Source organism: Streptomyces sp. NRRL S-337, from assembly GCF_000720175.1.
GTDB classification, from domain to species: domain Bacteria; phylum Actinomycetota; class Actinomycetes; order Streptomycetales; family Streptomycetaceae; genus Streptomyces; species Streptomyces siderophoricus.
Genome location: NZ_JOIX01000045.1, coordinates 11959 through 35062, shown reverse-complemented (window position 1 = coordinate 35062; position 23104 = coordinate 11959). Strand labels below are relative to the sequence as shown.

Below are 23104 nucleotides of genomic sequence, written 5' to 3'. Positions count from 1 at the left end.
GTCGGTGCGGTCGACTGTGCTGCTCACTTGCTGCCGAGTGCCTTCTGCAGTGCCGCGAGGTTGGCGCGCTGCACGCCGAAGTAGTCCGTGCCGCGGGACTTGCCGGTGATCCCTTCGAGCGGGTCCAGGACGTCGGTCCTCAGGTGGAGATCGCCGGCCAGGGCCTTGGCGGTGGCCGGGTTGGCGATCGTCTCGAAGAAGACCGTGGAGACGTGGTGGTCGGCGGCGAGGGTGTGCAGGGCCTTCATGCGGTGCGCGCTGGGCTCGGACTCGGGGTCCAGGCCGCTGATGGCCTCCTCGGTCAGGCCGTAGCGCTCGGCGAGGTAGCCGAAGGCCGCGTGGGTGGTGAGGAAGGTGTCCGACGCCCGGTTCTTCAGACCGTCCTTGAACTCCGCGTCCAGCCCGGTCAGCTTCTTCACCAGGGCGTCGGTGTTCTTCTGGTAGTCGGCCCGGTGCTTCGGGTCGGCCTTGGCGAGGGTCTTGTTGACGCCCTTGGCGACCTCGGCGTACTTCACCGGGTCGAGCCAGATGTGCGGGTCGTTGCCGCCCTCGGCGTCGGAGTGCGAGTCGTTGTCGCCGGTGGTGTGGTGGTGGCCGTCGACCTCGGTGCCGTGCTTCTCGAGGGAGGTCAGGGCGGCGGCGTCGGCGACGTTCTTGACGCCGGACTGGGCGATCGCCTCGTCCACGGCGGGCTGCAGGCCCTTGAGGTAGACGACCGCGCCGGACTCGTCGAGCTTGGCGGTCTGCTTGGCGGTGAGCTCCAGGTCGTGCGGCTCGACGCCCGGCTTGGTGAGGTCGGTCACCTCGACGTGCTTCCCGCCGATCTGCGCGGCGAGGAATTCCATGGGATAGAAGGACGCTGTCACTCTCAGCTTGCCGTCGGCCGTCCTGCCACTGGCGGTGGGGGAGCAGGCGGAGAGGGCCAGCAGGCCGAGCCCCGCGGCTCCGGCGACCGCGGCGGTGGTGAGGTGACGGCGTATGTTCATGACACTCATTTTCAACAAACCTGGAAACGATTGTCAATAAACCTCGGGCCGGTGTGAGCGGGCCGACAGTGGCCGGGAACCGATTTGGTCCCGGGGCGGCGCCCGCCGGTACCCTGAACTATTCGCCCAGCCGTCTTGCGACCTGCACCCCCGACGAGACGCGAGGGCGCCGCCCAATTCATCGTTCGTCGTCGTAATGAAGAGAGCACCGTGGCCGCCGACAAGATCGATACCATCGTCAGCCTGAGCAAGCGCCGTGGCTTCGTTTACCCCTGCAGTGAGATCTACGGCGGCTCCCGGGCTGCCTGGGATTACGGTCCGCTGGGCGTCGAGCTCAAGGAGAACATCAAGCGGCAGTGGTGGCGCGCCATGGTCACCTCGCGCGAGGACGTCGTCGGCCTCGACTCGTCGGTGATCCTTGCGCCCGAGGTGTGGCAGGCGTCCGGCCACGTCGCCACCTTCACGGACCCGCTCACCGAGTGCACCTCCTGCCACAAGCGCTTCCGCGCCGACCACCTGGAGGAGGCGTACGAGGCCAAGCACGGCAAGCTGCCCGAGAACGGCCTCGCGGACATCAACTGCCCGCACTGCGGCAACAAGGGCGGCTTCACCGAGCCCAAGCAGTTCTCCGGCCTGCTCTCCACCCACCTCGGCCCGTCCCAGGACACCGCCTCGGTCGCCTACCTGCGCCCCGAGACCGCCCAGGGCATCTTCACCAACTTCGCCCAGGTCCAGCAGACCTCGCGCAAGAAGCCCCCGTTCGGCATCGCGCAGATGGGCAAGTCCTTCCGGAACGAGATCACTCCGGGCAACTTCATCTTCCGCACCCGCGAGTTCGAGCAGATGGAGATGGAGTTCTTCGTCAAGCCGGGCGAGGACGAGCAGTGGCACGAGTACTGGATGGAGCAGCGCTGGAACTGGTACCGCGACCTGGGCCTGCGCGAGGAGAACATCCGGTGGTACGAGCACCCGAAGGAGAAGCTCTCCCACTACTCCAAGCGCACCGCTGACATCGAGTACCGCTTCAACTTCGGCGGCACCGAGTTCTCCGAGCTGGAGGGCGTGGCCAACCGCACGGACTACGACCTCGGCGCGCACTCCAAGGCGTCCGGCCAGGACCTGTCGTACTTCGACCAGGAGGCCGGCGAGCGCTGGACCCCGTACGTCATCGAGCCGGCGGCCGGTGTGAACCGCGCGATGCTCGCCTTCATGCTCGACGCCTACGTCGAGGACGAGGCACCCAACGCCAAGGGCAAGATGGAGAAGCGCACGGTCATGCGCCTCGACCCGCGCCTGGCGCCGGTCAAGGTCGCGGTGCTGCCGCTGTCCCGCAACCCGCAGCTCTCCCCGAAGGCCAAGGGCCTCGCCGCGGACCTGCGGAAGAACTGGAACATCGAGTTCGACGACGCGGGCGCCATCGGCCGCCGCTACCGCCGCCAGGACGAGATCGGTACCCCGTTCTGCGTGACCGTCGACTTCGACACCCTCGACGACAACGCGGTCACCGTCCGCGAGCGCGACACCATGAAGCAGGAGCGCGTCAGCCTGGACCAGATCCAGCCCTACCTGGCCACGCGCCTGCTGGGCTGCTGAGTCCGGCATCGGAAAGCTGCTGGCCGCTGAGTCGGTCAGTCGGTCAGTGAGTAGGTGAACGGGGCCGGCTCCCTTGCGGGGCCGGTCCCTTCGTCGTTTTCGCCTTGAGGTGACGGGGACTGGGAATACCCCACCGCTGTTCGACGGTTGTGGACCCGCAGGGGGGCCTCGCGTCCCCTACGGGATCTGTTCGACGGTCCCTTAATGGTTCGGTGGGTGCCCGGCCTCTGAGCGCGCCCCGCCTCTGGGTGCCCCCGCCAGGTGCCCCGTTGGGTGCCCCGTTCGGCGTCCCGTCTCTCAAGTGCCCGGGCGCTCAACGGCCCGCATCGGCCGGGTGGCGAGCCAGGCGCAGACGGCGGCGAGGGGGAGTTCGGCGGCTACGGCCATGGCTATTGCGGTGACCAGCTCGGGGCCGGGGGCGGCGGTGGTGAGGTCGATGCAGGCGTCGGCGAGCAGGAGGACGGCCGCGGCGCCGGCGGGGGCGCGGTGGCGGGGGTCGGCACGCAGGATGCGGAGGCCGGCGGTGAGCAGTGCGACGGCCTCCAGGGCGTCGAGGGTGACCCAGGCGGTGGCCTCGGCGGGCGGCAGGGTGCCGGCGAGGTAGCCGAGCCAGGGCAGCAGCGCGAGCCCGGCACCCGCGAGGACGCGGCCCTGCCAGCGACGGGCGCGGCTCAGCCGCAGACCCCCGCGCACGGCACCGTTCGCCGTGCAACGTCCTTTGTCGACAGGGGGGTTGAAGGCGATCAGGGCCATGGCGGAGGTCTCTTTCAAGGTCACGAACCCGGCCTTCGGGCTCGTGATCAAGACTCCGGTTTTTGCCGCTCACGGTCAGTAATGCGGCTGTCCGACTTGGGGTGGCACCAGCTACACCCCTCGTCCGGGAACAGGCTTCATGGCAGGTCGCAGCGGTCGGCGCCTAACGTTGGATCATGAAGATTCCGCCCCGGACGCGGCGCGCGCTCACCCGGCTGACCCGCGATACGTACTTCCTCGCCCTCGGGGCGCCGCTGCACCTCCTCATCGGGTTCCTGCTGTTCATGGCCTTCGGTCTCGTATGGGAGATCGTCGAGGGGAACGACAGCAGCGTGCCGGTGGTCCTGGGGCTCACGCTGGTGCTCACCGCGTCGTCCGTGCCCGCGCTGACCGCCGCCCAGCGCTGGCGCTTCCGGCAGTTCCTCGGGATCGACATCCCCTCCCCGGGGTGGTGGCGGCGCTGGCAGCGCCGGTTCGGCTACCACTGCCTGCTGGGGGCGCTGCTCGGCGGGCTCGAAGTGCTGGTACTCGGCCTGCTGTTGGCGGGTCTGGCCGCCGTCACGGTGTACGCATGGATATGGGCGGTTCCCCTGGAGTGGCGGGTGAGCCATCCCGGGTATTACACGCAGTCCCTCTACGTCACCCTCGCCGGCCTCGCCGCGCTCGCCGCCCTCCCGTCTCTCGCCGCGGTCGTGGTACGCCTGGAGACGCACCTCGCGCCCGGTCTGCTGGGGCCCGACCGGAACGAGGACCTGGCGCGGCGGGTGATCGACCTGACCGAGAGCCGGGCCGGTGCGGTCGACGCCGCGGATGCCGAACGGCGCCGCATCGAACGGGACCTGCACGACGGCGCGCAGCAGCGCCTGGTGTCGCTGGCCCTGAACCTGGGTTTGGCCAAGGCGACGCTGACCGACCTGCCGCCCGAGGTGCGCGAGGTGATCGACACCGCCCACCGGGAGGCGAAGGAGGCGATCGAGGAGCTCAGCAGTCTGGTGCGCGGTCTGCACCCGGCCGTCCTGGACGAGTTGGGGCTGGACGCCGCACTGTCCGGGCTCGCCGCCCGGGCGCCGCTGCCCGTACGGCTGCGGGTGGATCTGGCGCAGCGCACCGTGCCGGCCATCGAGGCGGTGGCGTACTTCGTGGTCTCCGAGGCGCTGACGAACGTGGCCAAGCACGCCCCGGAGGCGACCCGGGTGGATGTGACGGTCACCCGGCTGGGCGGGATACTGCGGGTGGTGATCGCCGACGACGGTGCGGGCGGGGCCGATCCGTCCAAGGGGAGTGGTCTCACCGGGCTCGCCCAGCGCGTGCGGTCCGTGGGGAACATTCCGGATGAGCAGCCCCGTGGGGGGCCCGACCATGATGAGCGTGGAGCTGCCGTGCCCGAAGTGAGGCGTGACGTGGGGCGTGACGTGGGGGATGAGATGGGGCGTGCGGTGGAGGCGGCGGTGGCCGGTGCGCAGGGTGCCGGGCCGGGTGCCGTACGGCGTGCCGTGATCGCGGAGGACTCCGTTCTGCTGCGGATCGGGCTGGTCAAGCTCGTGGAGATGGCCGGGTTCGAGGTGGCCGCCGAGGCGGGGGACGCCGAGGGGCTGCTGGCCGCGGTCGCCGAACACCGGCCGGACCTCGCGGTGGTGGACGTGCGGATGCCGCCCGGCTTCACGGACGAGGGGGTGCGCGCCGCCCTGTCGATCCGCCAACGGTGGCCCGGTACCGCGGTGTTGATGCTGTCGCAGTACGTCGAGGAGCGCTACGCGGCCGATCTGCTGGCCTCGAACACCAGCGGTGTGGGCTATCTGCTCAAACAGCGGGTGGCGGACGTCGAGGAGTTCATCGAGGCGCTGCGGCGGGTGGCGGACGGCGGCACCGCGCTGGATCCGCAGGTCGTCGCGCAGTTGCTGGTGCGGCGGTCGAGCGATCCGCTGGAGCGGCTGACGGCCCGTGAGCGGGAGGTCCTCGCGCTGATGGCCGAGGGCCGGTCCAACGCGGGGATCGCCGCCGGGCTCGTGGTGAGTGAGAGCGCGGTCGCCAAGCACATCAACAACATCCTCGCCAAGCTGGACCTTCCGAAGGCGGACGCCGACCACCGCCGGGTCCTGGCGGTGCTGCGGTTCCTGGGGGTCGGCGGCTAGGGGTCTTGGCGGTCCCCCGGGGGGCGTTGGCGGCCGTCCAGGGGGTCTTGGCGGTCATGGCGGTTCGAACGGTGGTCCGCCGGTCGCCGGGGTATTCGATCCGGGCCGCACTTTCCGGTGGAAATCCGGCCCGGAACGCATTTCCTGTCCCGTCACGTGCATCCATTGCCTCTTTTCCCGCGTCTCACAGGCGAGCGGCTTTCTCCTATGGGCCGCACCGCAGGGGTATTTGGAGTATTCAATTTGAAAACCGGCATTAAGGGCATTCGTCGCGTCTCCGCGGCAGTCGTCACCGCGGGTGCCGTTCTGACGGCCGGGGCGTTCGCCGCTCCGGCGCAGGCCGCCACACTCCCGACGCCCACGATCACCGCCGCGGGCGGGTTCGTGATGAACAACAGCACGGGCAAGTCCCTGTTCACCAAGGCTGCGGACACCCGTCGTTCCACCGGCTCCACCACCAAGATCATGACCGCCCGGGTGGTGCTCGGGCAGTCGAACCTCAACCTGGATTCCAAGGTCACGATCCAGAAGGCGTACAGCGACTACATCGTCGACAACAACTGGGCCTCCTCGGCCCACTTGATCGTCGGCGACAAGGTCACGGTCCGTCAGCTGCTCTACGGGCTGATGCTGCCGTCCGGCTGCGACGCCGCCTACGCGCTCGCCGACAAGTTCGGCAGCGGCTCCACCCGGGCCGCGCGGGTCAAGTCGTTCATCGGCAAGATGAACAGCACGGCCAGGAGCCTCGGCCTGACGAACACGCACTTCGACTCGTTCGACGGCATCGGCCACGGCGCGAACTACTCGACGCCGCGCGATCTGACCAAGCTCGCCAGCAACGCGATGAAGTACTCCACGTTCCGTACGGTCGTGAAGACGAAGTCGACGAAGCAGAAGGTCACGACCAAGAGCGGTGGCTACCGCTACATGGAGTGGACCAACACCAACCCCCTGCTGGGCACTTACGCCGGCACCATCGGCGTCAAGACCGGCTCGGGTCCGGAGGCCAAGTTCTGCCTGGCCTTCGCCGCCACCCGTAACGGCAAGACCGTCATCGGTACCGTCCTCGCCTCCTCCTCGGTTCCCAACCGCACGGCGGACGCGAAGAAGCTGTTGGACTACGCCTTCAAGAAGTAGTCCGTACGGCCCGGGTCGGTACGGCTCGGGCCGGTACCGCTCGGGTCGAGGGGGCCTGTCGGCGGCCGGTCGGCCGTGGGCGGGCCCTCTGCCGTTTCCGCTGGGCCTCCCTGCCGTCCCGCGGGGGCTACGTCTGGTCCGCCTGGCCCGTCGGGGCGGAGCGCAGGCCGCGGAGGACCAGATCGCGGACCGCCTCGAAGTCGGCGGTGATCTCCGGGCGGGACCACTCGGCGGCGTAACACGGGTCGTGGAAGCGGCCGGTGGCGTCGAAGACGGCGCGCGCGGTGACGGCGGGGGAGGGGGTCTGGAAGGTGCCCTCGCCGACGCCGTCCTCGATGATCCGGGTCAGCTGGGACTCCAGGTCCGTGACGTGCTGGTCGACCACACCACCGCTCTCGCCGATCAGCGCCATGTACGTCGCGAACAGCTCGGGATCGTCGCCCGCCTTGTGCCGCTTGGCCTCGAAGAGCGTGGTCAGCCAGCGGTCCAGCCGCTCGGCCGCCGGTCCCTCCTCCGTCGCGATGCCGGACAGCTGCCGGATCGTACGGTCCAGCCAGCGCGCCGTGACCGCTTCCCGCAGCGCCGTCTTCGTACGGAAGTGGCGGTAGACGCTGCCGTGGCTGACGCCCAGGGCGCGCGCCACGTCCACGACCGTGGCCTTCGCCGGGCCGTACCGGCGCAGCACCTCCTCGGTGGCTTCGAGGATGCGCTCGGGGGTCAACGACTCGGGGGGCATGGTGCGGGCGGCCTTTCGGGAGGAGCGGACGGGCGGGTGCGGACGCCGGTGGGCGGGCGCCGGGGCGGCACCCGTACCGGAACCGGATCCGCGGGCGGGGGCCGGTGGTGCACCCAGGCGCACCGGGGACCCTGCGCGGTACCTACGGACGGTACCTGGCCGCTCCCGCCGGCCGCCGCCCCGCCGGTGGTCAGTGCTCGCTGTCGAGGTGGGCCATCTGCTCGGCGGGGTACCGGTCGCCGGCCGCGGCACCGGCCGGGACCGCCTGCTCGATCGCGGCGAGGTCCTCCGCGTCCAGCGTCACGTCCAGGGCCCCGAGTGCCTCGGAGAGCCGGTCCCGGCGGCGCGCACCGACCAGCGGGACGATGTCCTCGCCGCGGGAGAGCACCCAGGCGATGGCTATCTGGGCCACCGAGACGCCCTTCTGCTCGGCGATCTTGCGCAGCGCGTCGACCAGGTCGAGGTTGCGGTCGAGGTTCTCGCCCTGGAAGCGCGGGCTCCTCCCGCGGAAGTCGTTGGCGGCGAGCTTGCGGTCCCGGGCGAAGTGGCCGCTGATCAGGCCGCGGGAGAGCACGCCGTAGGCCGTGATGCCGATGCCCAGCTCGCGGGCGGTGGGCAGGATCGCGTCCTCGATGCCGCGGGTGATGAGGGCGTACTCGATCTGGAGGTCGGAGATCGGGGCCACGGCGGCCGCGCGGCGCAGCGTCTCCGCGCCGACCTCGGAGAGGCCGATGTGCCGGACGTGTCCCGCAGCCACGAGCTCGGCGATGGCGCCGACCGTCTCCTCGATCGGGACGTCCGGGTCGAGCCGGGCGATCCGGTAGATGTCGATGTGGTCGGTGCCCAGGCGCTGGAGGGAGTAGGCGGCGAAGTTCTTCACCGCGTTGGGCCGGCCGTCGTAGCCGGTGAAGCCGCCCTCGATGGTGCGCAGGGCACCGAACTTCACGCTGGTCTGCGCCCGTTCGCGGGCCGCGGCGGGGGCGGTGCGGAGCGCTTCGTTGATCAGTAGTTCGTTGTGCCCCATGCCGTAGAAGTCGCCGGTGTCGAGCAGGGTGACGCCGGCGTCGAGGGCGGCGTGGATGGTGGCGATGGATTCCGTGCGGTCGCTGTCGCCGTAGAGGGCGGACATGCCCATGCAGCCGAGGCCGAGGGCGGAGGTCTGCGGGCCGGTCGTGCCCAGGGTGCGGGTCTGCACTGCGTGCTCCTGAAGGGATGACGACGGGAGGGGTGGGTGAGGGAGGCGGGCCCGGCTGCCGTCCGGCGGGGCCGGTCCGGAGCCCTCACGCAAGCAACTATGGCATGACGGCTGACAGATTTCAATATTTGTCATCCATGCGATGTGGAGCGTGCTCGTCCCCGTGCTCTCTCCCCCGTGCTCCCTCCCCCGTTCCCGCAGGTCAGCGCAGTGAGCGCGGTAGCCGGAGGGCGAGCGCCGTGGTGCCCGCCACGATCGCCAGCTGCGTCAGCAGGGCCGCCAGCAGCGCATCGCGGATGCCGACGGACGGCAGCAGCGCGAGGAAGAGCGTGCCCAGGGTGGCCACGCCCAGCGCCAGGCCGGACTGCTGGGTGGTGACCATGACGCCGCCGCCCACGCCCGCCTGGGCCACCGGCAGTTCGCTCAGCACGATGCGCAGCAGGACCGGCAGCACCAGGCCCTGGCCGAGGCCGAGCAGCGCCATGCTCGGCGCGAGACCGGCCACCGAGATGCCCGGCCAGCCCGCGTGCACGGTCAGCGCCAGCGCGAGCAGCCCGGCCCCCTGGATCAGCGAGCCGGTGAAGACCACCCGCCGTCCGAACCGCCCCACCAGCCGCGGCCCCGCCAGCGAGGCGACGAAGAAGGTGACGCAGAGCGGCAGCAGGGACAGGCCGGCCGCCAACGGGCCGTAGTGCAGGCCGGTCTGGAGCGCGACGGCCACCACGAACATGAAGCCGCCGAACCCCACCGAGAACGGCACGATCATGGTGAGGCCGCTGTTCACCGACGGGATGCGGAGGAGGGACGGAGGGACGAGCGGGGTCCGGCCGCTGCGTTCGGCGCGCCGCTCCACCAGGAAGAACGCGACGGCGGCGCACGGGAAGACGGCCAGCAGGAGCCACGACCACAGGGGCCAGCCGGCCGCCCGCCCCTCGGTCAGCGGCAGCAGCAGCGTGATCAGCGAGACGGCCAGCAGAACGGTGCCGGGGCCGTCGACCCGGGTCGGGTGCGGCGAGCGGGTCTCGGGGACCGTGCGGGCGGCCAGCAGCCAGGCCGCCGCCGCGATCGGGACGTTCACCAGGAAGACCGCGCGCCAGCCGGAGCCCGCCAGGTCCACCGAGACCAGCAGCCCGCCGACCACCTGGCCGACGGCGCTGGAGACCCCGGCCGTGCCGCCGTACAGGCTGACCGCCTTGGCGCGCCGCTTCCCGCTGGTCGTGGCCTGGATGGTGGCCAGCACCTGGGGCAGCAGCAGTGCCGCGGACGCCCCCTGGGCGACCCGGGCGGCCACCAGCGTCGCGGCGTCCGGGGCGAGGCCGCAGGCCAGTGAGGTCAGGCCGAAGGTGGCCAGGCCCCACAGGAACAGCCGGCGCCGGCCGATCATGTCGCCGAGCCGCCCGCCCAGCACCAGCAGCGTGGCGTAGGCGACGCCGTAACCGGCCACCACCATCTCCAGCATCGCGGGTCCCGCGTGCAGGTCGTGATCGATGGTCGGCAGGGCGACATTGACGATGAAGAAGTCGATCATCGGGAGGGCCGCGCCCAGCAGTACGGTCAGCAGGCCGAGCGGGGTCAGGGCGGCGGTGGCCGATGCCTGTCGCGGGGCGCCGGCCGGGGATTCCACCGGGGTGGCAACCGGGGTGGCAACCGGGGGTTCAACAGGGATGGTCTGTGCTCGGGTTTCGCTCACGGATACGACGATCGTCGAGCGCTCAGCCGGGTACCAGAGTGTCCTTATCCTGGTATCACTGCTACCTGGCAACCGCCTGGGCGCTGCGGCACGCTGGAGGCATGACCGTCGACGCGACCCTGACGCAGGCTGCCACACCACCCGGTGCCACCACGACCCCGCCGTCCGGGGCGGCCCGCCCCACAGGCGCCGCACCCCCGCGCGGCGACGCCGCCCGCCGGGCCGAGCTGGCCGCCTTCCTGCGCAGCCGGCGCGAGCGGATCACCCCCGAGCAGGTCGGCCTGCCCCGCGGCGCCCGCCGCCGCACGCCGGGACTGCGCCGCGAGGAGGTCGCGCACCTCGGCGCGGTCGGCGTCACCTGGTACACCTGGCTCGAACAGGGCCGGGACATCCACGTGTCGCCGCAGGTCCTCGACGCGGTGGCCCGTGCGCTGCTGCTCGACCGTGCCGAGCGCAGCCACCTCTTCGCGCTCGCCGGCGCCGTCGACCCCGTGCCGGGCAAGGAGTGCACCGGCGTTTCGCGGGCCCTGCGCCAGGTCCTCGACCAGCTCGCGCCGTTCCCCGCGGTCATCCAGAACTCCCGGTTCGACATCCTCGCCTACAACAGCACCTACGGGCAGCTGATGTGCGACCTCGACGCGCTGCCCGAGGAGGACCGCAACTGCATGTGGCTGGCGTTCACCCACCCCCAGTGGCGGGCGAGCGTGGTCGACCTGGACGCCACGATGCGGGTGATGGCCGCCAAGTTCCGCGCCTCGATGGCCGAGCACGTCGCCGAGCCGGCCTGGAAGGCGCTGGTCGCCCGGCTGACGGAGGCCTCGCCGGAGTTCCGTGAGATCTGGGCCCAGCACGAGGTCGTCCGCCCGGTCAGTTCCGTCAAACTCTTCCGCCACCCACGCGTGGGCGTCCTCGAACTGACCGCCACCAGCCTCTGGACGGGCCCCAACCCCGGTCCCAAGCTGCTCTCCTACACCCCCGTCGACGAGACCTCCCGCGAGCGGCTGGAGCAGCTGGAGAAGCTGGCGCTCGTCCCGGCGTGACGTCGTAACGCACTGCCGCGGCCGCGTACGACGCAGTTCCGCTGCCTCAGGCGCTCCGGCCCGCCGCCCCGGCCGCCGCGGCGCTCCGCTCGTCGTCCTCGAAGAGTTCCGCCGTGTGCCGCGCGGTGGCCCGCGCCCAACGCCCGGTGGTCAGCGCGCCGAGCAGCAGGACCGCCGCGCCGCAGCCGGTGATGATCCACCAGGCCGGGCGGCCGGCCGCGATGAACTCGTCCGCGGTTGCCGCCGCATGCGCCCCGCTCGCCAATACGGCGCCGATCACCGCGACGCCGAGCGACTGCCCCACCTGACGGCTGGTGGAGGCCACGGCCGCGGCCACCCCGGCCTGCGCGCGCGGCATCCCCGACACCGCCGTATTGGTGATCGGCGCGTTGACCAGGCCGAACCCGATGCCGAAGAGGACGTAGCCGGGGAACAGCAGCCAGTTCGTCGACTGGGCGTCGAACGCCGCGAAGAGCAGCCCGCTCGCGCCCATCGTCGTACCGGCCAGCAGCAGCGACAGCCGGGGGCCGCGGTTGCCGACCAGCCGCCCCGACAGCGGTGCGAAGACCAGCGTCATCCCGGCCATCGGCAGCATGTAGAGCCCGGCGTCCAGTGCGGACAGCCCGCGGATGTTCTGCAGGTAGAGCGTGTTGATGAAGAGGAAGCCGCCGAGTGCGGCGAACGCGCTGACCGCCACGATGGTGGCGCCGCTGAACGGCGCGCTGTGGAAGAACCGCAGATCGATCAGCGGCTCCCGCCGGCGCCGCTCGTAGCCGATCAGTGCCCCCAGCGAGACCAGCGCCACCAGCACGAACGTCAGGATCTGCGCCGACGCCCAGCCGGCGTCCGGCGCCTCGATGATCGCGTACGTCAGCGAGCCGAGCAGCGCGATCACCAGCAGCTGCCCGACCGGGTCGACCCGGCGCGGCTTCGGGGCGCGGGACTCCGGCACGTACCGCAGGGTGAGGAAGAGCGCCAGCGCGCCGATCGGGACGTTGATCCAGAAGATCGAGCGCCAGCCGACGCTCTGCACCAGCAGCCCGCCGATCACCGGCCCGGCCGCCATGCTGATGCCGACGACCCCGCCCCACACCCCGATGGCGCGGGCCCGCTCCCGGGGGTCGGTGAAGGTGTTGGTGATGATCGACATCGCGACGGGGTTGAGCATCGAGCCGCCGACCGCCTGCACCATCCGGAAGACGACCAGCCATTCCAGGTCGGGCGCCAGGCTGCACAGCAGCGAGCCGAGCGCGAAGACCACCAGCCCGACCAGGAAGATCCGCCGCCGGCCCAGCCGGTCGGCGGTCGAGCCGGCCAGCATCAGCAGCGACGCCAGCACCAGCGTGTAGGCGTCGATCGTCCACTGCATCCCCGAGACCGAGGCGTGCAGCTCGCGCTGCATGGACGGCAGCGCGACGTTGAGGACGGTGTTGTCCAGGCTGACGATCAGCAGGCTCATACAGCAGATCGCCAGCACGAGCAGACGCCGTCGGCGGCTGAGATCGGGCATTCTTGAACGCTACAACGATCCCGGTGGCTCCGGCCCCGGCGGGGCCGCGGGCACGGTGCGGGACAATGGGAGGCCGCAGCCCGTCGTCCGTGGCGCGTCAGGCCGCGAGGCGCCGGCCCGCCCGGCCGTACCGGTGCCCCGGAAGCCGGGCACACCCGAAGAGAACCGCCGGAGAAAGTCGAAGGTATCGCTCCATGTCGCTGCTGCAGATCGGTCCGCACACGGTGCAGCCGCCCGTGGTCCTCGCGCCCATGGCCGGGATCACCAATGCCCCGTTCCGGACGCTCTGCCGGGAGTTCTCCGCGGGCAAGGGCCTGTTCGTCAGCGAGATGATCACGACCCGGGCGCTGGTCGAGCGCAACGAGAAGACCATGCAGCTGATCCACTTCGACGCGACGGAGAAGCCGCGCTCGATCCAGCTGTACGGCGTCGACCCGGACACCGTCGGCAAGGCCGCCCGCATGATCGCGGAGGAGGACCTCGCCGACCACATCGACCTGAACTTCGGCTGCCCGGTCCCCAAGGTGACCCGCAAGGGCGGCGGCTCGGCCCTGCCGTACAAGCGCCCGCTGCTCCGCTCCATCCTGCGCGAGGCGGTGGCTAACGCCGGTGGGCTGCCGGTGACCATGAAGATGCGCAAGGGCATCGACGACGACCACATCACCTACCTGGACGCCGGCCGGATCGCCGTCGAGGAGGGCGTGACCGCCATCGCCCTGCACGGCCGCACGGCCGCCCAGCACTACGGCGGCACCGCCGACTGGGACGCCATCGCGCGCCTGAAGGACCACGTCGGCGAGATCCCCGTCCTGGGGAACGGCGACATCTGGTCCGCGGACGACGCGGTCCGGATGATGCGCGAGACCGGCTGCGACGGCGTCGTCGTCGGGCGGGGCTGCCTGGGCCGGCCGTGGCTCTTCGGCGATCTCGTGGCCGCCTTCGAAGGACGCCCCGAGGACTACGCCCGGCCGACGATGAAGCAGGTCGCCGACGTCATGCTGCGGCACGCCACGCTGCTCGGCGAGTGGCTGAACGACGAGGCGCGCGGCGTCATCGACTTCCGCAAGCACGTCGCCTGGTACACCAAGGGCTTCTCGATCGGCTCGGAGATGCGCAAGAGCCTCGCGGTCTCCTCCTCCCTCAACGAACTCTCCGACCTGCTGGGCGAGTTGGACCTCGACCAGCCCTGGCCCACCGGCGCCGACGGCCCCCGCGGCCGCACCTCCGGCCGCAACCGCGTGGTCCTCCCCGACGGCTGGCTGGACGACCCGTACGACTGCGCGGGCGTGAGCGTGGACGCCGAGCTGGACACGTCCGGGGGCTGACGCCCGCTTCCGGGCCTGCCGTCCCTACGGCCGGTACACGCACGCCGCCAGCGGTGCGTGCCGCTTCCAGTCCAGGGACTCGTAGAGCGCCCGGCCCTCGTCGGTGGCGCCCAGGATGCCCAGGCGGGCGCCCTCGGCCACGGCGCGATCGGCGAGGGCGCGCATGACCACGCTGCCGAGCCCGCGGCGGCGGTGGGCGGCATGGGTCTCGACCCGGTCGACGACGGTGGCGTCCCCGAGGACGGCCATCTGGCCCTTCGCGGCGAGCGTGCCGGCCGCGTCGTGCACCCGTACGTAGGTGACACCGGCGCGCTGCTCCACGGAGGTGGCGTAGCCGTCGGGTGTCACCGGATGCGTGGTGCGCAGATCGGTGGCCATCAGGTGGCCGGCGTCCTCCCCGTCGGCGTACCAGCCCGCCGGGAGCCAGCGCTCGACCTCCGCGTCCTCCAGGCACACCTTGAGCCAGGTGTCGGGCACGGTCACCGACGCGGTGGCCGCACGCACCGCGCCCTCGGTGGCCTCGGGCAGGACGTGCCGCCCGACCTGACCGGGCGCGCCGACCTCGAGGTACAGGCCCCAGGGCGTGGTGACCGGCTCCGGTGTGCCGCGCGATATCGCCCAGCCGGCTCCCCAGTTGCTGACGAGTTCCGAAAGCATCAAGTCCTCCCCGAGTGGCGGTCGCTGGCGGCGATAGGTAAGAGGCGCCGCCCGGGTGCGCACATTACGCGACGGGGGGCGTCGAGGCACCTCTTTATGCGGACGGGTCGGACTCGGGCGCGGCGCGCAGGGATATCGGCGGCGGCCGCGTACCGTTTGAGGCCGAATGCCGGATTTACGGCATGACGGATGTGAAGGAGCAGCCGTGGCGAGGACGCAGTCGTGCTGAGCGGGGACCGTTCGCCCGGAGAGGTGGAGCGGGCGGTCCGGGCCCGGGTCGGGGACCTGCCCGTGCGCTCCGAGCAGATGGCCGCGGTGGCGGGCATCTACCGGGCCGCGGCCGCGGTGCGCCAGCACTTCGAGAACTCCGTACTGCGCGGCGCCGATCTGACCTGGACCGGTTTCGTCGTGCTCTGGGTGGTGTGGATCGGCGGCGAACGCGAGACCCGCAAGGTCGCCGAGGAGGCCGGCATCTCCAAGGGCACGCTCACCGGCGTTGCCCGCACCCTGCAGAACCGCGGCCTGCTGGAGCGCCGGGCGCACCCCACCGACCGGCGACTGGCGCTGCTCTCCCTGACAGCCGACGGGGAGCGGCTGATGGCCCGGCTCTTCCCGGAGTTCCACGACGAAGAGGTCTTCGTGACCGGGGGGCTGAACGACGACGAGGCGCTCGATCTGGCGGAGCTGCTGCGCCGGATCGTGGCGCAGGTGGAGCGCCGCGGCGCGGAACGGCGACTGGAACTGCTCGACGGCCGTGACCCGCCGCCCCGCCGCAGCGGCCGCCGGCCGAAGGGCGCCGGTGCGCTGTGAGGCCCCGCCCGCCGGGTCGTATACGACCCCGGACGTCCGGGCGGCGTTCCGGCCCGGCCAGGAACTATGGCCTGATAGCGGCGCCCACTCCCGGCAGGCCCTCCCGGAACCCGGCTTCCGGGCGCCGGGTGGCCGAATTGCGTAGCGAGCGACCTACCGCGTGCGCGCGGACGACTGCCCGACTAGGCGGTTTTCTTGATCGTCCGGCCGCCGGGAGGGTCCAAATGATGGGACCCCAGCACACATGAGCGCGTGATTCTCGCCACCCCTGATAGGGGTTGCGCTCAGATGAGCGAATGAGGCCGGGCTCCACCTCTCGGAAAGGTGGCACCGGGTGCCACCCTTCATCTGTTCGAGTGATGCACTCATTCGTCGCAGTGCGTATCACATCTTCCCCACTACGATCACGCTTCGCAGTAATGCATTCAGGTAATGAACTGACTGCTGAGCGGGTGATCACTTTCGATCTGCTGGCTGACGGCCGGTTACGCACGTATGTCGACCAAGTGGACGTACCCATACGCCTTCGATCTGGGTATGTTCCTCGCCGTCAGGGCAGCCCGTCGGCGAGGAGTCAGTGCCGTGCCGGAAACACAAGATCCCCACGTAACCCAGTCTTCGTCCGCGAAGTTCGTCTACGACTTCACCGAGGGCAACAGAGACCTCAAGGACCTCCTCGGTGGCAAGGGTGCGAACCTCGCCGAGATGACCAACCTGGGACTTCCCGTCCCTCCGGGGTTCACGATCACCACCGAGGCCTGCAAGGTCTACCTGGAGAGCGGCACCGAGCCGACGGCACTCCGTGCCGAGGTCTCCCAGCACCTCGACGCCCTTGAGCAGAAGATGGGGAAGAAGCTCGGCCAGGCCGACGACCCACTGCTCGTATCGGTGCGTTCCGGGGCGAAGTTCTCCATGCCCGGCATGATGGACACCGTCCTCAACATCGGCCTCTCCGATGCGTCGGTTTCCGGCCTCGCCGCGCAGGCCGGTGACGAGCGGTTCGCCTGGGACTCCTACCGTCGCCTGATCCAGATGTTCGGCAAGACCGTGCTGGGCGTCGACGGCGAGCTCTTCGAAGAGGCGCTGGAGGAGGCCAAGCGGGCCAAGGGCGTCCGCGTCGACGTCGAACTGGACGCCGCGGACCTCAAGAGCCTGGTCGCGCACTTCAAGGACGTCGTCGCCAAGGAGACCGGCCGGGACTTCCCGCAGGACCCGCGCGAGCAGATGGACCTCGCCATAAGGGCCGTCTTCGACTCGTGGAACACCGACCGCGCCAAGCTCTACCGCCGCCAGGAGCGCATCCCCGGCGACCTCGGCACGGCCGTCAACGTCTGCTCCATGGTCTTCGGCAACCTCGGCCCGGACTCCGGCACCGGCGTCGCCTTCACCCGCGACCCCGCCTCCGGTCAGCAGGGCGTCTACGGCGACTACCTGCAGAACGCGCAGGGCGAGGACGTCGTCGCCGGTATCCGCAACACCGTCCCGCTCGCCGAGCTGGAGTCGATCGACAAGACGTCGTACGACCAGCTGATGCAGATCATGGAGACGCTCGAAACGCACTACAAGGACCTGTGCGACATCGAGTTCACCATCGAGCGCGGCAAGCTGTGGATGCTGCAGACCCGGGTCGGCAAGCGCACCGCCGGTGCCGCCTTCCGGATCGCCACCCAGCTCGTCGACCAGGGCCTGATCGACGAGGCCGAGGCGCTGCAGCGGGTCAACGGCGCGCAGCTGGCGCAGCTGATGTTCCCCCGCTTCGACCTCGGCGCGAAGTCCGAGATGATCGGCCGCGGCATCGCCGCCTCCCCGGGCGCGGCGGTCGGCAAGGCCGTCTTCGACTCGTACACCGCGGTCAAGTGGTCGCGCTCCGGCGAGAAGGTCATTCTGATCCGCCGTGAGACCAACCCCGACGACCTGAACGGCATGATCGCCGCCGAGGGCATCCTCACCTCCCGCGGCGGCAAGACCTCGCACGCCGCCGTCGTCGCCCGCGGCATGGGCAAGACCTGTGTCTGCGGCGCCGAGGAGCTGGAGGTCGACACCAAGTCCCGCAAGATGACGACCCAGGACGGGACCGTCATCGAGGAGGGCGACGTCGTCTCCATCGACGGCTCCACCGGCAAGGTCTACGCCGGCGAGGTGCCGGTCGTGCCGTCCCCGGTCGTGGAGTACTTCGAGGGCCGGATGCACGCCGGCGCCGATGACGCCGACGAGCTGGTCAAGGCCGTCCACCGGATCATGGCGTACGCGGACCGGGTCCGCCGGCTGCGGGTCCGCGCCAACGCCGACAACGCCGAGGACGCCGCCCGCGCCCGCCGGTTCGGCGCCCAGGGCATCGGCCTGTGCCGCACCGAGCACATGTTCCTCGGTGAGCGCCGCGAGATGGTCGAGCGCCTGATCCTGGCCGACACCGAGACCGATCGGGACGCCGCGCTCAGCCAGCTGCTGCCGCTCCAGAAGGCCGACTTCATCGAGCTGTTCGAGTCGATGGACGGACTGCCGGTGACGGTACGGCTGCTGGACCCGCCGCTGCACGAGTTCCTGCCCGACATCACCGAGCTGTCGGTCCGGGTCGCGCTCGCCGAGGCCCGCAAGGACGCCAACGAGAACGACCTGCGGCTCCTCCAGGCCGTGCACAAGCTGCACGAGCAGAACCCGATGCTGGGTCTGCGCGGTGTGCGCCTCGGCCTGGTCATCCCCGGTCTGTTCGCGATGCAGGTGCGGGCGATCGCCGAGGCGGCCGCCGAGCGCAAGAACGCCAAGGGCGACCCGCGCGCGGAGATCATGATCCCGCTCGTCGGCACCGTCCAGGAGCTGGAGATCGTCCGCGAGGAGGCCGAGCAGGTCATCGCCGAGGTCGAGAAGACCCACGGCGTCGAGCTCAAGCTCACCCTCGGCACGATGATCGAGCTGCCCCGCGCCGCGCTCACGGCCGGTCAGATCGCGGAGTCGGCGGACTTCTTCTCCTTCGGCACCAACGACCTGACGCAGACCGTCTGGGGCTTCTCCCGGGACGACGTCGAGGCCAGCTTCTTCACCGCGTACCTGGAGAAGGGCATCTTCGGCGTCAGCCCGTTCGAGACCATCGACAAGGACGGTGTGGGCTCGCTGGTCCGCAACGCCGCCGCGGCCGGCCGGGCCACCCGTCCGGACCTCAAGCTCGGCGTCTGCGGTGAGCACGGCGGCGACCCGGAGTCCGTCCACTTCTTCCACGAGGTGGGCCTGGACTACGTCTCCTGCTCGCCGTTCCGCATCCCGGTCGCACGACTGGAGGCGGGCCGGGCGGCGGCCGAGGCCAAGGGCAGCGACAGCCGCTGACCCAGGAAGGCACCGCGGGCGCGGGCGCGTCCGCGGTGCCGCACGAGAACCACCGGAACCGGCGGCGGGGCCACCTCAAAAACCCTCACCAGCCCGGCCGTCGGCTCCGGAACCCCAACGAGGGCGGCACCTGTGCGGAGGTGCCGCCCTCGGTCGTGTACGGACCCGCGGAGGTCTCAGGCGATCTGCCGGGCGGGGGTGGCGTCGCCGCGTTTCCGGTTGAGGGCGGCGACGGCCCGCGGGAGGAGTTCCTCGCCTTCGGCGACGGAGCCGTACACCGGGAAGACCTTGGTGAGACCGCTCACCCGGAGCGCCTTCAGGAATCTGGCGTCAGGGGCGACGATGCCGACCATGCCGCCGTGGGCCCGGGTCCGCTTCAGGGCGCCGACCAGTACGCCGGTTCCCGTGCTGTCGAGGAAATCCACCCCGCTCACCTCGATGAGCAGCTGGAAGTGCCCGTCGTTGACGAGCTCCACGACGGCCTCCCGGACAACCGGGGCGGTATAGACGTCGAACTCACCGGTGACCGTGAGCACGGTCATCTCCTCGGAGAGGTGCTCGTGGGTGGTCTCCACCCGGCTGCACCGGTACACGATCGGCTCCATGCGTCCCCGCGTCCTTCCGCTCGGCGCGTTCCCGGGCCTCAGCGTACGTCGCCTATGCCCTGCCCCGCGCGGCCAACGACCGTGTCCAGACGATCAGTTGGCGGATGATGCGGTCGGCGCGGCGGCTGCCGTCCGGCAGGAACGGCAGCACCACGAGGGCCGGCACGCTGGCCAGCGTGACCAGCAGGAGCGGAAGGACGAGGAGGGCCGCGGTCAGGGCCCGGTACAGGGCGTTGGCCGTGCCTCGCGTGATGAGGGTGGCGAAGGGGTTCAACTCTGCCTCCGAAGTGAGCGTGCTGCGTCGCCTGCTGGACGCGCTGTCGTCGTCGGGATCAGGATGGCGGCGGGCGGGAGGCCGCCGACGGGTGGCGACGGGATGCGGTGGGGAGCGGGGGAACAGCGATGGGAAGCGACGAGAACCGCGCTCCGGGGCGCCGGCCACGGCCGCTGGCCCCGCCGCGGCTGCCGCCGGGCGCACTGCGGGAGTTCAAGCGCTTCCTGTACCGCCTCTACCTCGCCGCCGGCACCCCTTCCCTGGAGGCGATCGTGGACGCGATCGGCCAGGACGACGGCCTGCCCGGCTCGCCCTTGAAGGACACCGTCAACCGGATCCTGGGCGGTGCGAAACTGCCCGGTCTGCACGACGCGGAGTCGGTCGCCGCGGTGCTGGCGCGGTCGGGCGGGGCCGAGGACCCGGAGCACGTGGTCGTACGGACCAAACAGCTGTGGATCGCGGCCCAGGAGAACCCGGGCCCGCCCCCGCGCACGGCCGAGGACTGGGGCGCCTTCGCGCTCGGGGTGCACCGTGCGGTCGCCGTCGACGGCAGCGGCGTCGACGACCTCACCCCCTACATCGCGCGCAAACACGACGAGCTGCTCCGCGACCGGCTGCGGCACGCGGCCGAGGGCCGGCAGTCCGTCCTGGCCCTCCTGGTCGGACAGTCGTCGACCGGCAAGTCGCGGGCCGCTTTCGAGGCCGTACGGAGCGAACTGTCCACGTGGCCGGTGCTGGTGCCGCGGGGCGCGCACGAGCTCGTCGAGTGGGTGGCGACGGACTCCGTCGACGCGCGCACCGTCGTCTGGCTGGGCGAGGCACAGCGTCATCTGACCGAGCCCGCCGGGGAGGAGGCAGCCCGGGCCCTCGCGGAACTCCTCGCCCGGGTCACACCGGTGGCGGTGATCGGCACGATGTGGCCGGAGTACGCCCGCAAGGTGGCCTCGCGGGCGCTGGAGACGGCCGACCGGTACGCCCATGCCCGCGCCCTGCTGGAGACCTACCGGGCCGAGATCCACGTCCCGGACGGCCTGGGGGACGGTCTCGGGCAGGCCCGGAAGATCGCCGTCCGGGACCCGCGGATGCGGGCGGCGGTCGCGGCCGCGCAGTGGTCCGGCGACGGCGCACGGGCCCGGGTCATCCAGCAGCTGACCGGCGGACCGGAGCTGGTCCGGCGGTACGCAACCGGGCCCGGCAACGCCTTCTCGGAGATCGAGCACGCGGTCGTCACGGCCGCCGTCGACGCCCGCCGCCTCGGGCACGGCAGCGCACTTCCGGGCGAACTGCTCGCCGAGGCCGTGGCCGGCTACCTGCCGACGACCGCCCGGGTCACGCACGACAGCGGCTGGTTCGCCACCGCCCTGCGCAGCCTGTGCGCCCAGGAGACCGGCTCGCTGTCCGCCCTGGTGCCCGACCGGGTCGCGCCGGGCCTCGGGGCGGCGGACGGCTATCACCCCGCCGACTACCTGGACCAGAGCGTCCGGCTGCGGCGCGCGCACCTGGCCCCGCCCGAGCAGTTGTGGGAGGCCGCGGCGGCCCATGCGCGCACCGTCGACGACCTGTACGCGATGGGGCAGGCGGCGCAGGACCGCCGCCGCCACGACCATGCCGTACGGCTGTACCGGTGCGCCGTGGAGCGGGGCGGTGATGTGGCGCGTCCGGCGCTCGCGCAGCTCCTGGAGGAGACCGGCGACCGGGCGGGCGCGGAGACGGCCGCGGCGGACAGCGCGCGGGCCTGGGCCGTGCTGGGGGCGGTACGCGAGAACAGCGGGGACAGCGACGGTGCCTGCCACGCCTATGCGCGGGCGGCCGGCGTGGGGGAGCGGCAGGCCTGGTCGGCCCTGGCCCGTCTGCGGGAAGCGGCCGGGTGCCGGGAGGGCGCCGACGAGACCGCTGCCCGGGCGGCGGAGGCGGGCTGCACCCGGGCCTGGCTGACGCTCGCCCGGCAGCGGGACCACGCCGGGGACACCGCGGGCGCCGGTGCGGCGTATGCCCGGGCGGCCCGCGCGGGAGACCCCTGGGGCCTGCTGGGGCAGGCCCGGCTGGCCGAACGGGCGGGCGACGGCGCCGTGGCGGAGACGGCCTACGGCGAGGCCGGCGCCGCCGGTGTCACCACGGCCTACGTCCATCTGGTGCGGCTGCGCCGGGCCGACGGGGACGAGGCGGGGGCGGAGCGGGCGGCCGCGCAGGCCGGCGAGCGCCGGGACGCCGAGGGCTGGTGCGTACTGGCCCGGCTGCGCCGGGAGCGGGGTGACACCGAGGGGGCGGCGCACGCCTGGGGGCGGGCGGCCGCCGCCGGGTCGGTCACCGCGCAGGCCCAACTGGCCCGGCTCTGCGAGGAGAACGGCGACCGGGCGGGCGCCGAGCGCGCCGCCCGCAAGGCCGCCTGGCAGGGCGACGCGGAGGCCTGGGTGGCGCTCGCCCGGCTGCGGGCGGAGGCGGGCGATCCGGTGGGGGCGGACCTGGCGGCCGAAGCCGCAGCCGCCGCGGGGGACACCGACGCCTGCACGATGCTCGCGCGGCTCAGGGAGGCGGCGGGCGACCGGCCGGGCGCCGAACGCGCCGCGAACGCCGCCGCCGAGACCGGGGATCCGGAAGCCTGGGCCGCGCTCTCCCGCATCCGTGAGCGGGCCGGCGACCGGGTGGGGTCGGAGGCGGCGGTGGCCAAGGCGAGGGAGGCCGGCGCGACCGGGGCGTGGACCGCCCTGGGCCGGGTACGCGAGCAGGGCGGCGACCTCGAAGGCGCCGAACGGGCCTATCTCACGGCGACCGCCCTGGGAGACGTTGATGCCTGGGGTGCGCTCGCCCAACTCACGGAGGAAAAGGGTGACGTGCGACGCGCGGCGGAGCTCTACGGCACGGCGGTGGACGCCGGGGACACGGAGGCGTGGGAGGGGCTGCTGCGGACCCGGGGATGAGCCGGTGAGGCACCCGGACCGCCCTGGTGCGGTCCCGACGGGCAACCGGACGAGGGCGGCACCTGTGCGGAGGTGCCGCCCTCGCTTTCTCCGGACTCCCCCCTCGGGAGCTGCCGCCACCCCGGTCGGCGCGGGAAGGCGGCCTTCGACGGGGCTGCCGAGCGGACGGTTCTTTGCCCATCACCCCCCACGGGATCGAGCAATCCGGGCCGTTCGTGCCGCCGTCGAATTGAGTACAAGCATTCCTGCCGCCCCCCGGGCGGCGCGAGGACTTTCAAGTCTGGCCAAAAGGGCATGGTGACCGCGCGTGTTGGCGTGCATACTCAGGCGTGCCGGGGGCCGACGGAAGAAACCAAGGGTGGGGGTTCGGTGTTACGCGTCCATTTCAGTGGACTCGATCTGGCCCGTGTGCGCATTGCGGCACG

General features: G+C 71.7%; 16 protein-coding genes and 2 pseudogenes. 9 read left to right on the top strand and 9 right to left on the bottom strand.

Going from position 1 to position 23104, the window contains the following annotated elements:
- Window positions 1-23: 23 nt before the first annotated feature.
- A complete protein-coding gene (locus IG62_RS0126930; protein WP_030808509.1) occupies window positions 24-986 on the bottom strand; it encodes a metal ABC transporter substrate-binding protein in 963 nt (320 codons plus the stop codon).
- A gap of 210 nt (window positions 987-1196) precedes the next feature.
- On the opposite strand from IG62_RS0126930, the gene IG62_RS0126925 reads away from it, so the two are divergent.
- Entirely contained in the window at window positions 1197-2579 is a 1383-nt protein-coding gene (locus IG62_RS0126925; RefSeq protein WP_030808506.1) for a glycine--tRNA ligase, read from the top strand.
- Window positions 2580-2876: 297 nt separating this feature from the next.
- Here the strand turns inward: IG62_RS0126925 and IG62_RS0126920 are convergent, their stop codons facing one another.
- The gene (locus IG62_RS0126920) at window positions 2877-3356 is read right to left on the bottom strand and encodes a hypothetical protein (RefSeq protein ID WP_234326759.1); all 480 of its coding nucleotides are present in this window, start codon (window positions 3354-3356) and stop codon (window positions 2877-2879) included.
- A gap of 152 nt (window positions 3357-3508) precedes the next feature.
- Between IG62_RS0126920 and IG62_RS42345 the strand changes: the two are divergent.
- From IG62_RS42345 to IG62_RS0126905, 3 genes and pseudogenes are all read left to right on the top strand, one after another.
- Window positions 3509-4724, top strand: a pseudogene (locus IG62_RS42345) (sensor histidine kinase).
- 101 nt (window positions 4725-4825) lie between these two features.
- A complete protein-coding gene (locus IG62_RS0126910) occupies window positions 4826-5464 on the top strand; it encodes a response regulator transcription factor (RefSeq protein WP_030808501.1) in 639 nt (212 codons plus the stop codon).
- Between the two features lie 243 nt (window positions 5465-5707).
- Complete coding sequence (locus tag IG62_RS0126905) at window positions 5708-6601, top strand: D-alanyl-D-alanine carboxypeptidase family protein (protein ID WP_030808497.1); 894 nt, start codon at window positions 5708-5710, stop codon at window positions 6599-6601.
- A gap of 127 nt (window positions 6602-6728) precedes the next feature.
- Here IG62_RS0126905 and IG62_RS0126900 read toward each other — a convergent pair whose 3' ends face one another.
- The 3 genes from IG62_RS0126900 to IG62_RS0126890 form a co-directional block, all read right to left on the bottom strand.
- Window positions 6729-7337, bottom strand: coding sequence for a TetR family transcriptional regulator (locus IG62_RS0126900; protein ID WP_030808494.1), 609 nt, complete (start codon window positions 7335-7337; stop codon window positions 6729-6731).
- A 190-nt stretch (window positions 7338-7527) separates the two neighbouring features.
- Window positions 7528-8532 (bottom strand): aldo/keto reductase, encoded by a 1005-nt coding sequence (locus IG62_RS0126895; protein WP_030808491.1) that lies wholly within the window; start codon window positions 8530-8532, stop codon window positions 7528-7530.
- Between the two features lie 202 nt (window positions 8533-8734).
- Entirely contained in the window at window positions 8735-10222 is a 1488-nt protein-coding gene (locus IG62_RS0126890; RefSeq protein ID WP_030808487.1) for an MFS transporter, read from the bottom strand.
- Window positions 10223-10323: 101 nt separating this feature from the next.
- On the opposite strand from IG62_RS0126890, the gene IG62_RS0126885 reads away from it, so the two are divergent.
- Window positions 10324-11262, top strand: a complete 939-nt coding sequence (locus IG62_RS0126885; RefSeq protein ID WP_037839408.1) for a helix-turn-helix transcriptional regulator — start codon at window positions 10324-10326, stop codon at window positions 11260-11262.
- Between the two features lie 46 nt (window positions 11263-11308).
- On the opposite strand, the gene IG62_RS0126880 is transcribed toward IG62_RS0126885, so the two are convergent.
- Complete coding sequence (locus tag IG62_RS0126880) at window positions 11309-12772, bottom strand: MFS transporter (RefSeq protein WP_030808480.1); 1464 nt, start codon at window positions 12770-12772, stop codon at window positions 11309-11311.
- 194 nt (window positions 12773-12966) lie between these two features.
- Between IG62_RS0126880 and dusB the strand changes: the two genes are divergently transcribed.
- Complete coding sequence (gene dusB / locus IG62_RS0126875; protein ID WP_030808477.1) at window positions 12967-14097, top strand: tRNA dihydrouridine synthase DusB; 1131 nt, start codon at window positions 12967-12969, stop codon at window positions 14095-14097.
- Between the two features lie 24 nt (window positions 14098-14121).
- Here the strand turns inward: dusB and IG62_RS0126870 are convergent, their stop codons facing one another.
- Window positions 14122-14754, bottom strand: coding sequence for a GNAT family N-acetyltransferase (locus tag IG62_RS0126870; protein WP_030808475.1), 633 nt, complete (start codon window positions 14752-14754; stop codon window positions 14122-14124).
- Between the two features lie 225 nt (window positions 14755-14979).
- Here IG62_RS0126870 and IG62_RS0126865 point away from each other — a divergent pair, with 225 nt between their 5' ends.
- Both IG62_RS0126865 and ppdK read left to right on the top strand, forming a co-directional pair.
- On the top strand, window positions 14980-15564 hold the full coding sequence (locus tag IG62_RS0126865; protein WP_030808472.1) for a MarR family winged helix-turn-helix transcriptional regulator: 585 nt from the start codon (window positions 14980-14982) through the stop codon (window positions 15562-15564).
- A gap of 537 nt (window positions 15565-16101) precedes the next feature.
- Window positions 16102-18882 (top strand): pyruvate, phosphate dikinase, encoded by a 2781-nt coding sequence (ppdK, locus tag IG62_RS0126860; RefSeq protein WP_234326757.1) that lies wholly within the window; start codon window positions 16102-16104, stop codon window positions 18880-18882.
- Between the two features lie 257 nt (window positions 18883-19139).
- On the opposite strand, the pseudogene IG62_RS0126855 reads toward ppdK, so the two are convergent.
- A pseudogene (locus tag IG62_RS0126855) lies at window positions 19140-19487 on the bottom strand (STAS domain-containing protein); the annotation flags it as partial.
- A 52-nt stretch (window positions 19488-19539) separates the two neighbouring features.
- Window positions 19540-19761 carry a hypothetical protein gene (locus IG62_RS0126850; RefSeq protein WP_030808463.1) on the bottom strand — a complete coding sequence of 74 codons (222 nt, stop codon included), beginning with the start codon at window positions 19759-19761 and terminating at the stop codon, window positions 19540-19542.
- Window positions 19762-19889: 128 nt separating this feature from the next.
- On the opposite strand from IG62_RS0126850, the gene IG62_RS0126845 reads away from it, so the two are divergent.
- Entirely contained in the window at window positions 19890-22679 is a 2790-nt protein-coding gene (locus tag IG62_RS0126845; RefSeq protein WP_063755398.1) for a hypothetical protein, read from the top strand.
- Window positions 22680-23104: the final 425 nt, after the last annotated feature.

Bases quoted from the DNA above. Each gene is read 5' to 3' on its own strand.
- IG62_RS0126930 (WP_030808509.1), bottom strand. From the start codon at position 986: ATGAACATACGCCGTCACCTCACCACCGCCGCGGTCGCCGGAGCCGCG.
- IG62_RS0126900 (WP_030808494.1), bottom strand. From the start codon at position 7,337: ATGCCCCCCGAGTCGTTGACCCCCGAGCGCATCCTCGAAGCCACCGAG.
- IG62_RS0126885 (WP_037839408.1), top strand. From the start codon at position 10,324: ATGACCGTCGACGCGACCCTGACGCAGGCTGCCACACCACCCGGTGCC.
- IG62_RS0126880 (WP_030808480.1), bottom strand. From the start codon at position 12,772: ATGCCCGATCTCAGCCGCCGACGGCGTCTGCTCGTGCTGGCGATCTGC.
- dusB (WP_030808477.1), top strand. From the start codon at position 12,967: ATGTCGCTGCTGCAGATCGGTCCGCACACGGTGCAGCCGCCCGTGGTC.
- IG62_RS0126870 (WP_030808475.1), bottom strand. From the start codon at position 14,754: ATGCTTTCGGAACTCGTCAGCAACTGGGGAGCCGGCTGGGCGATATCG.
- ppdK (WP_234326757.1), top strand. From the start codon at position 16,102: ATGTTCCTCGCCGTCAGGGCAGCCCGTCGGCGAGGAGTCAGTGCCGTG.
- IG62_RS0126845 (WP_063755398.1), top strand. From the start codon at position 19,890: ATGGGAAGCGACGAGAACCGCGCTCCGGGGCGCCGGCCACGGCCGCTG.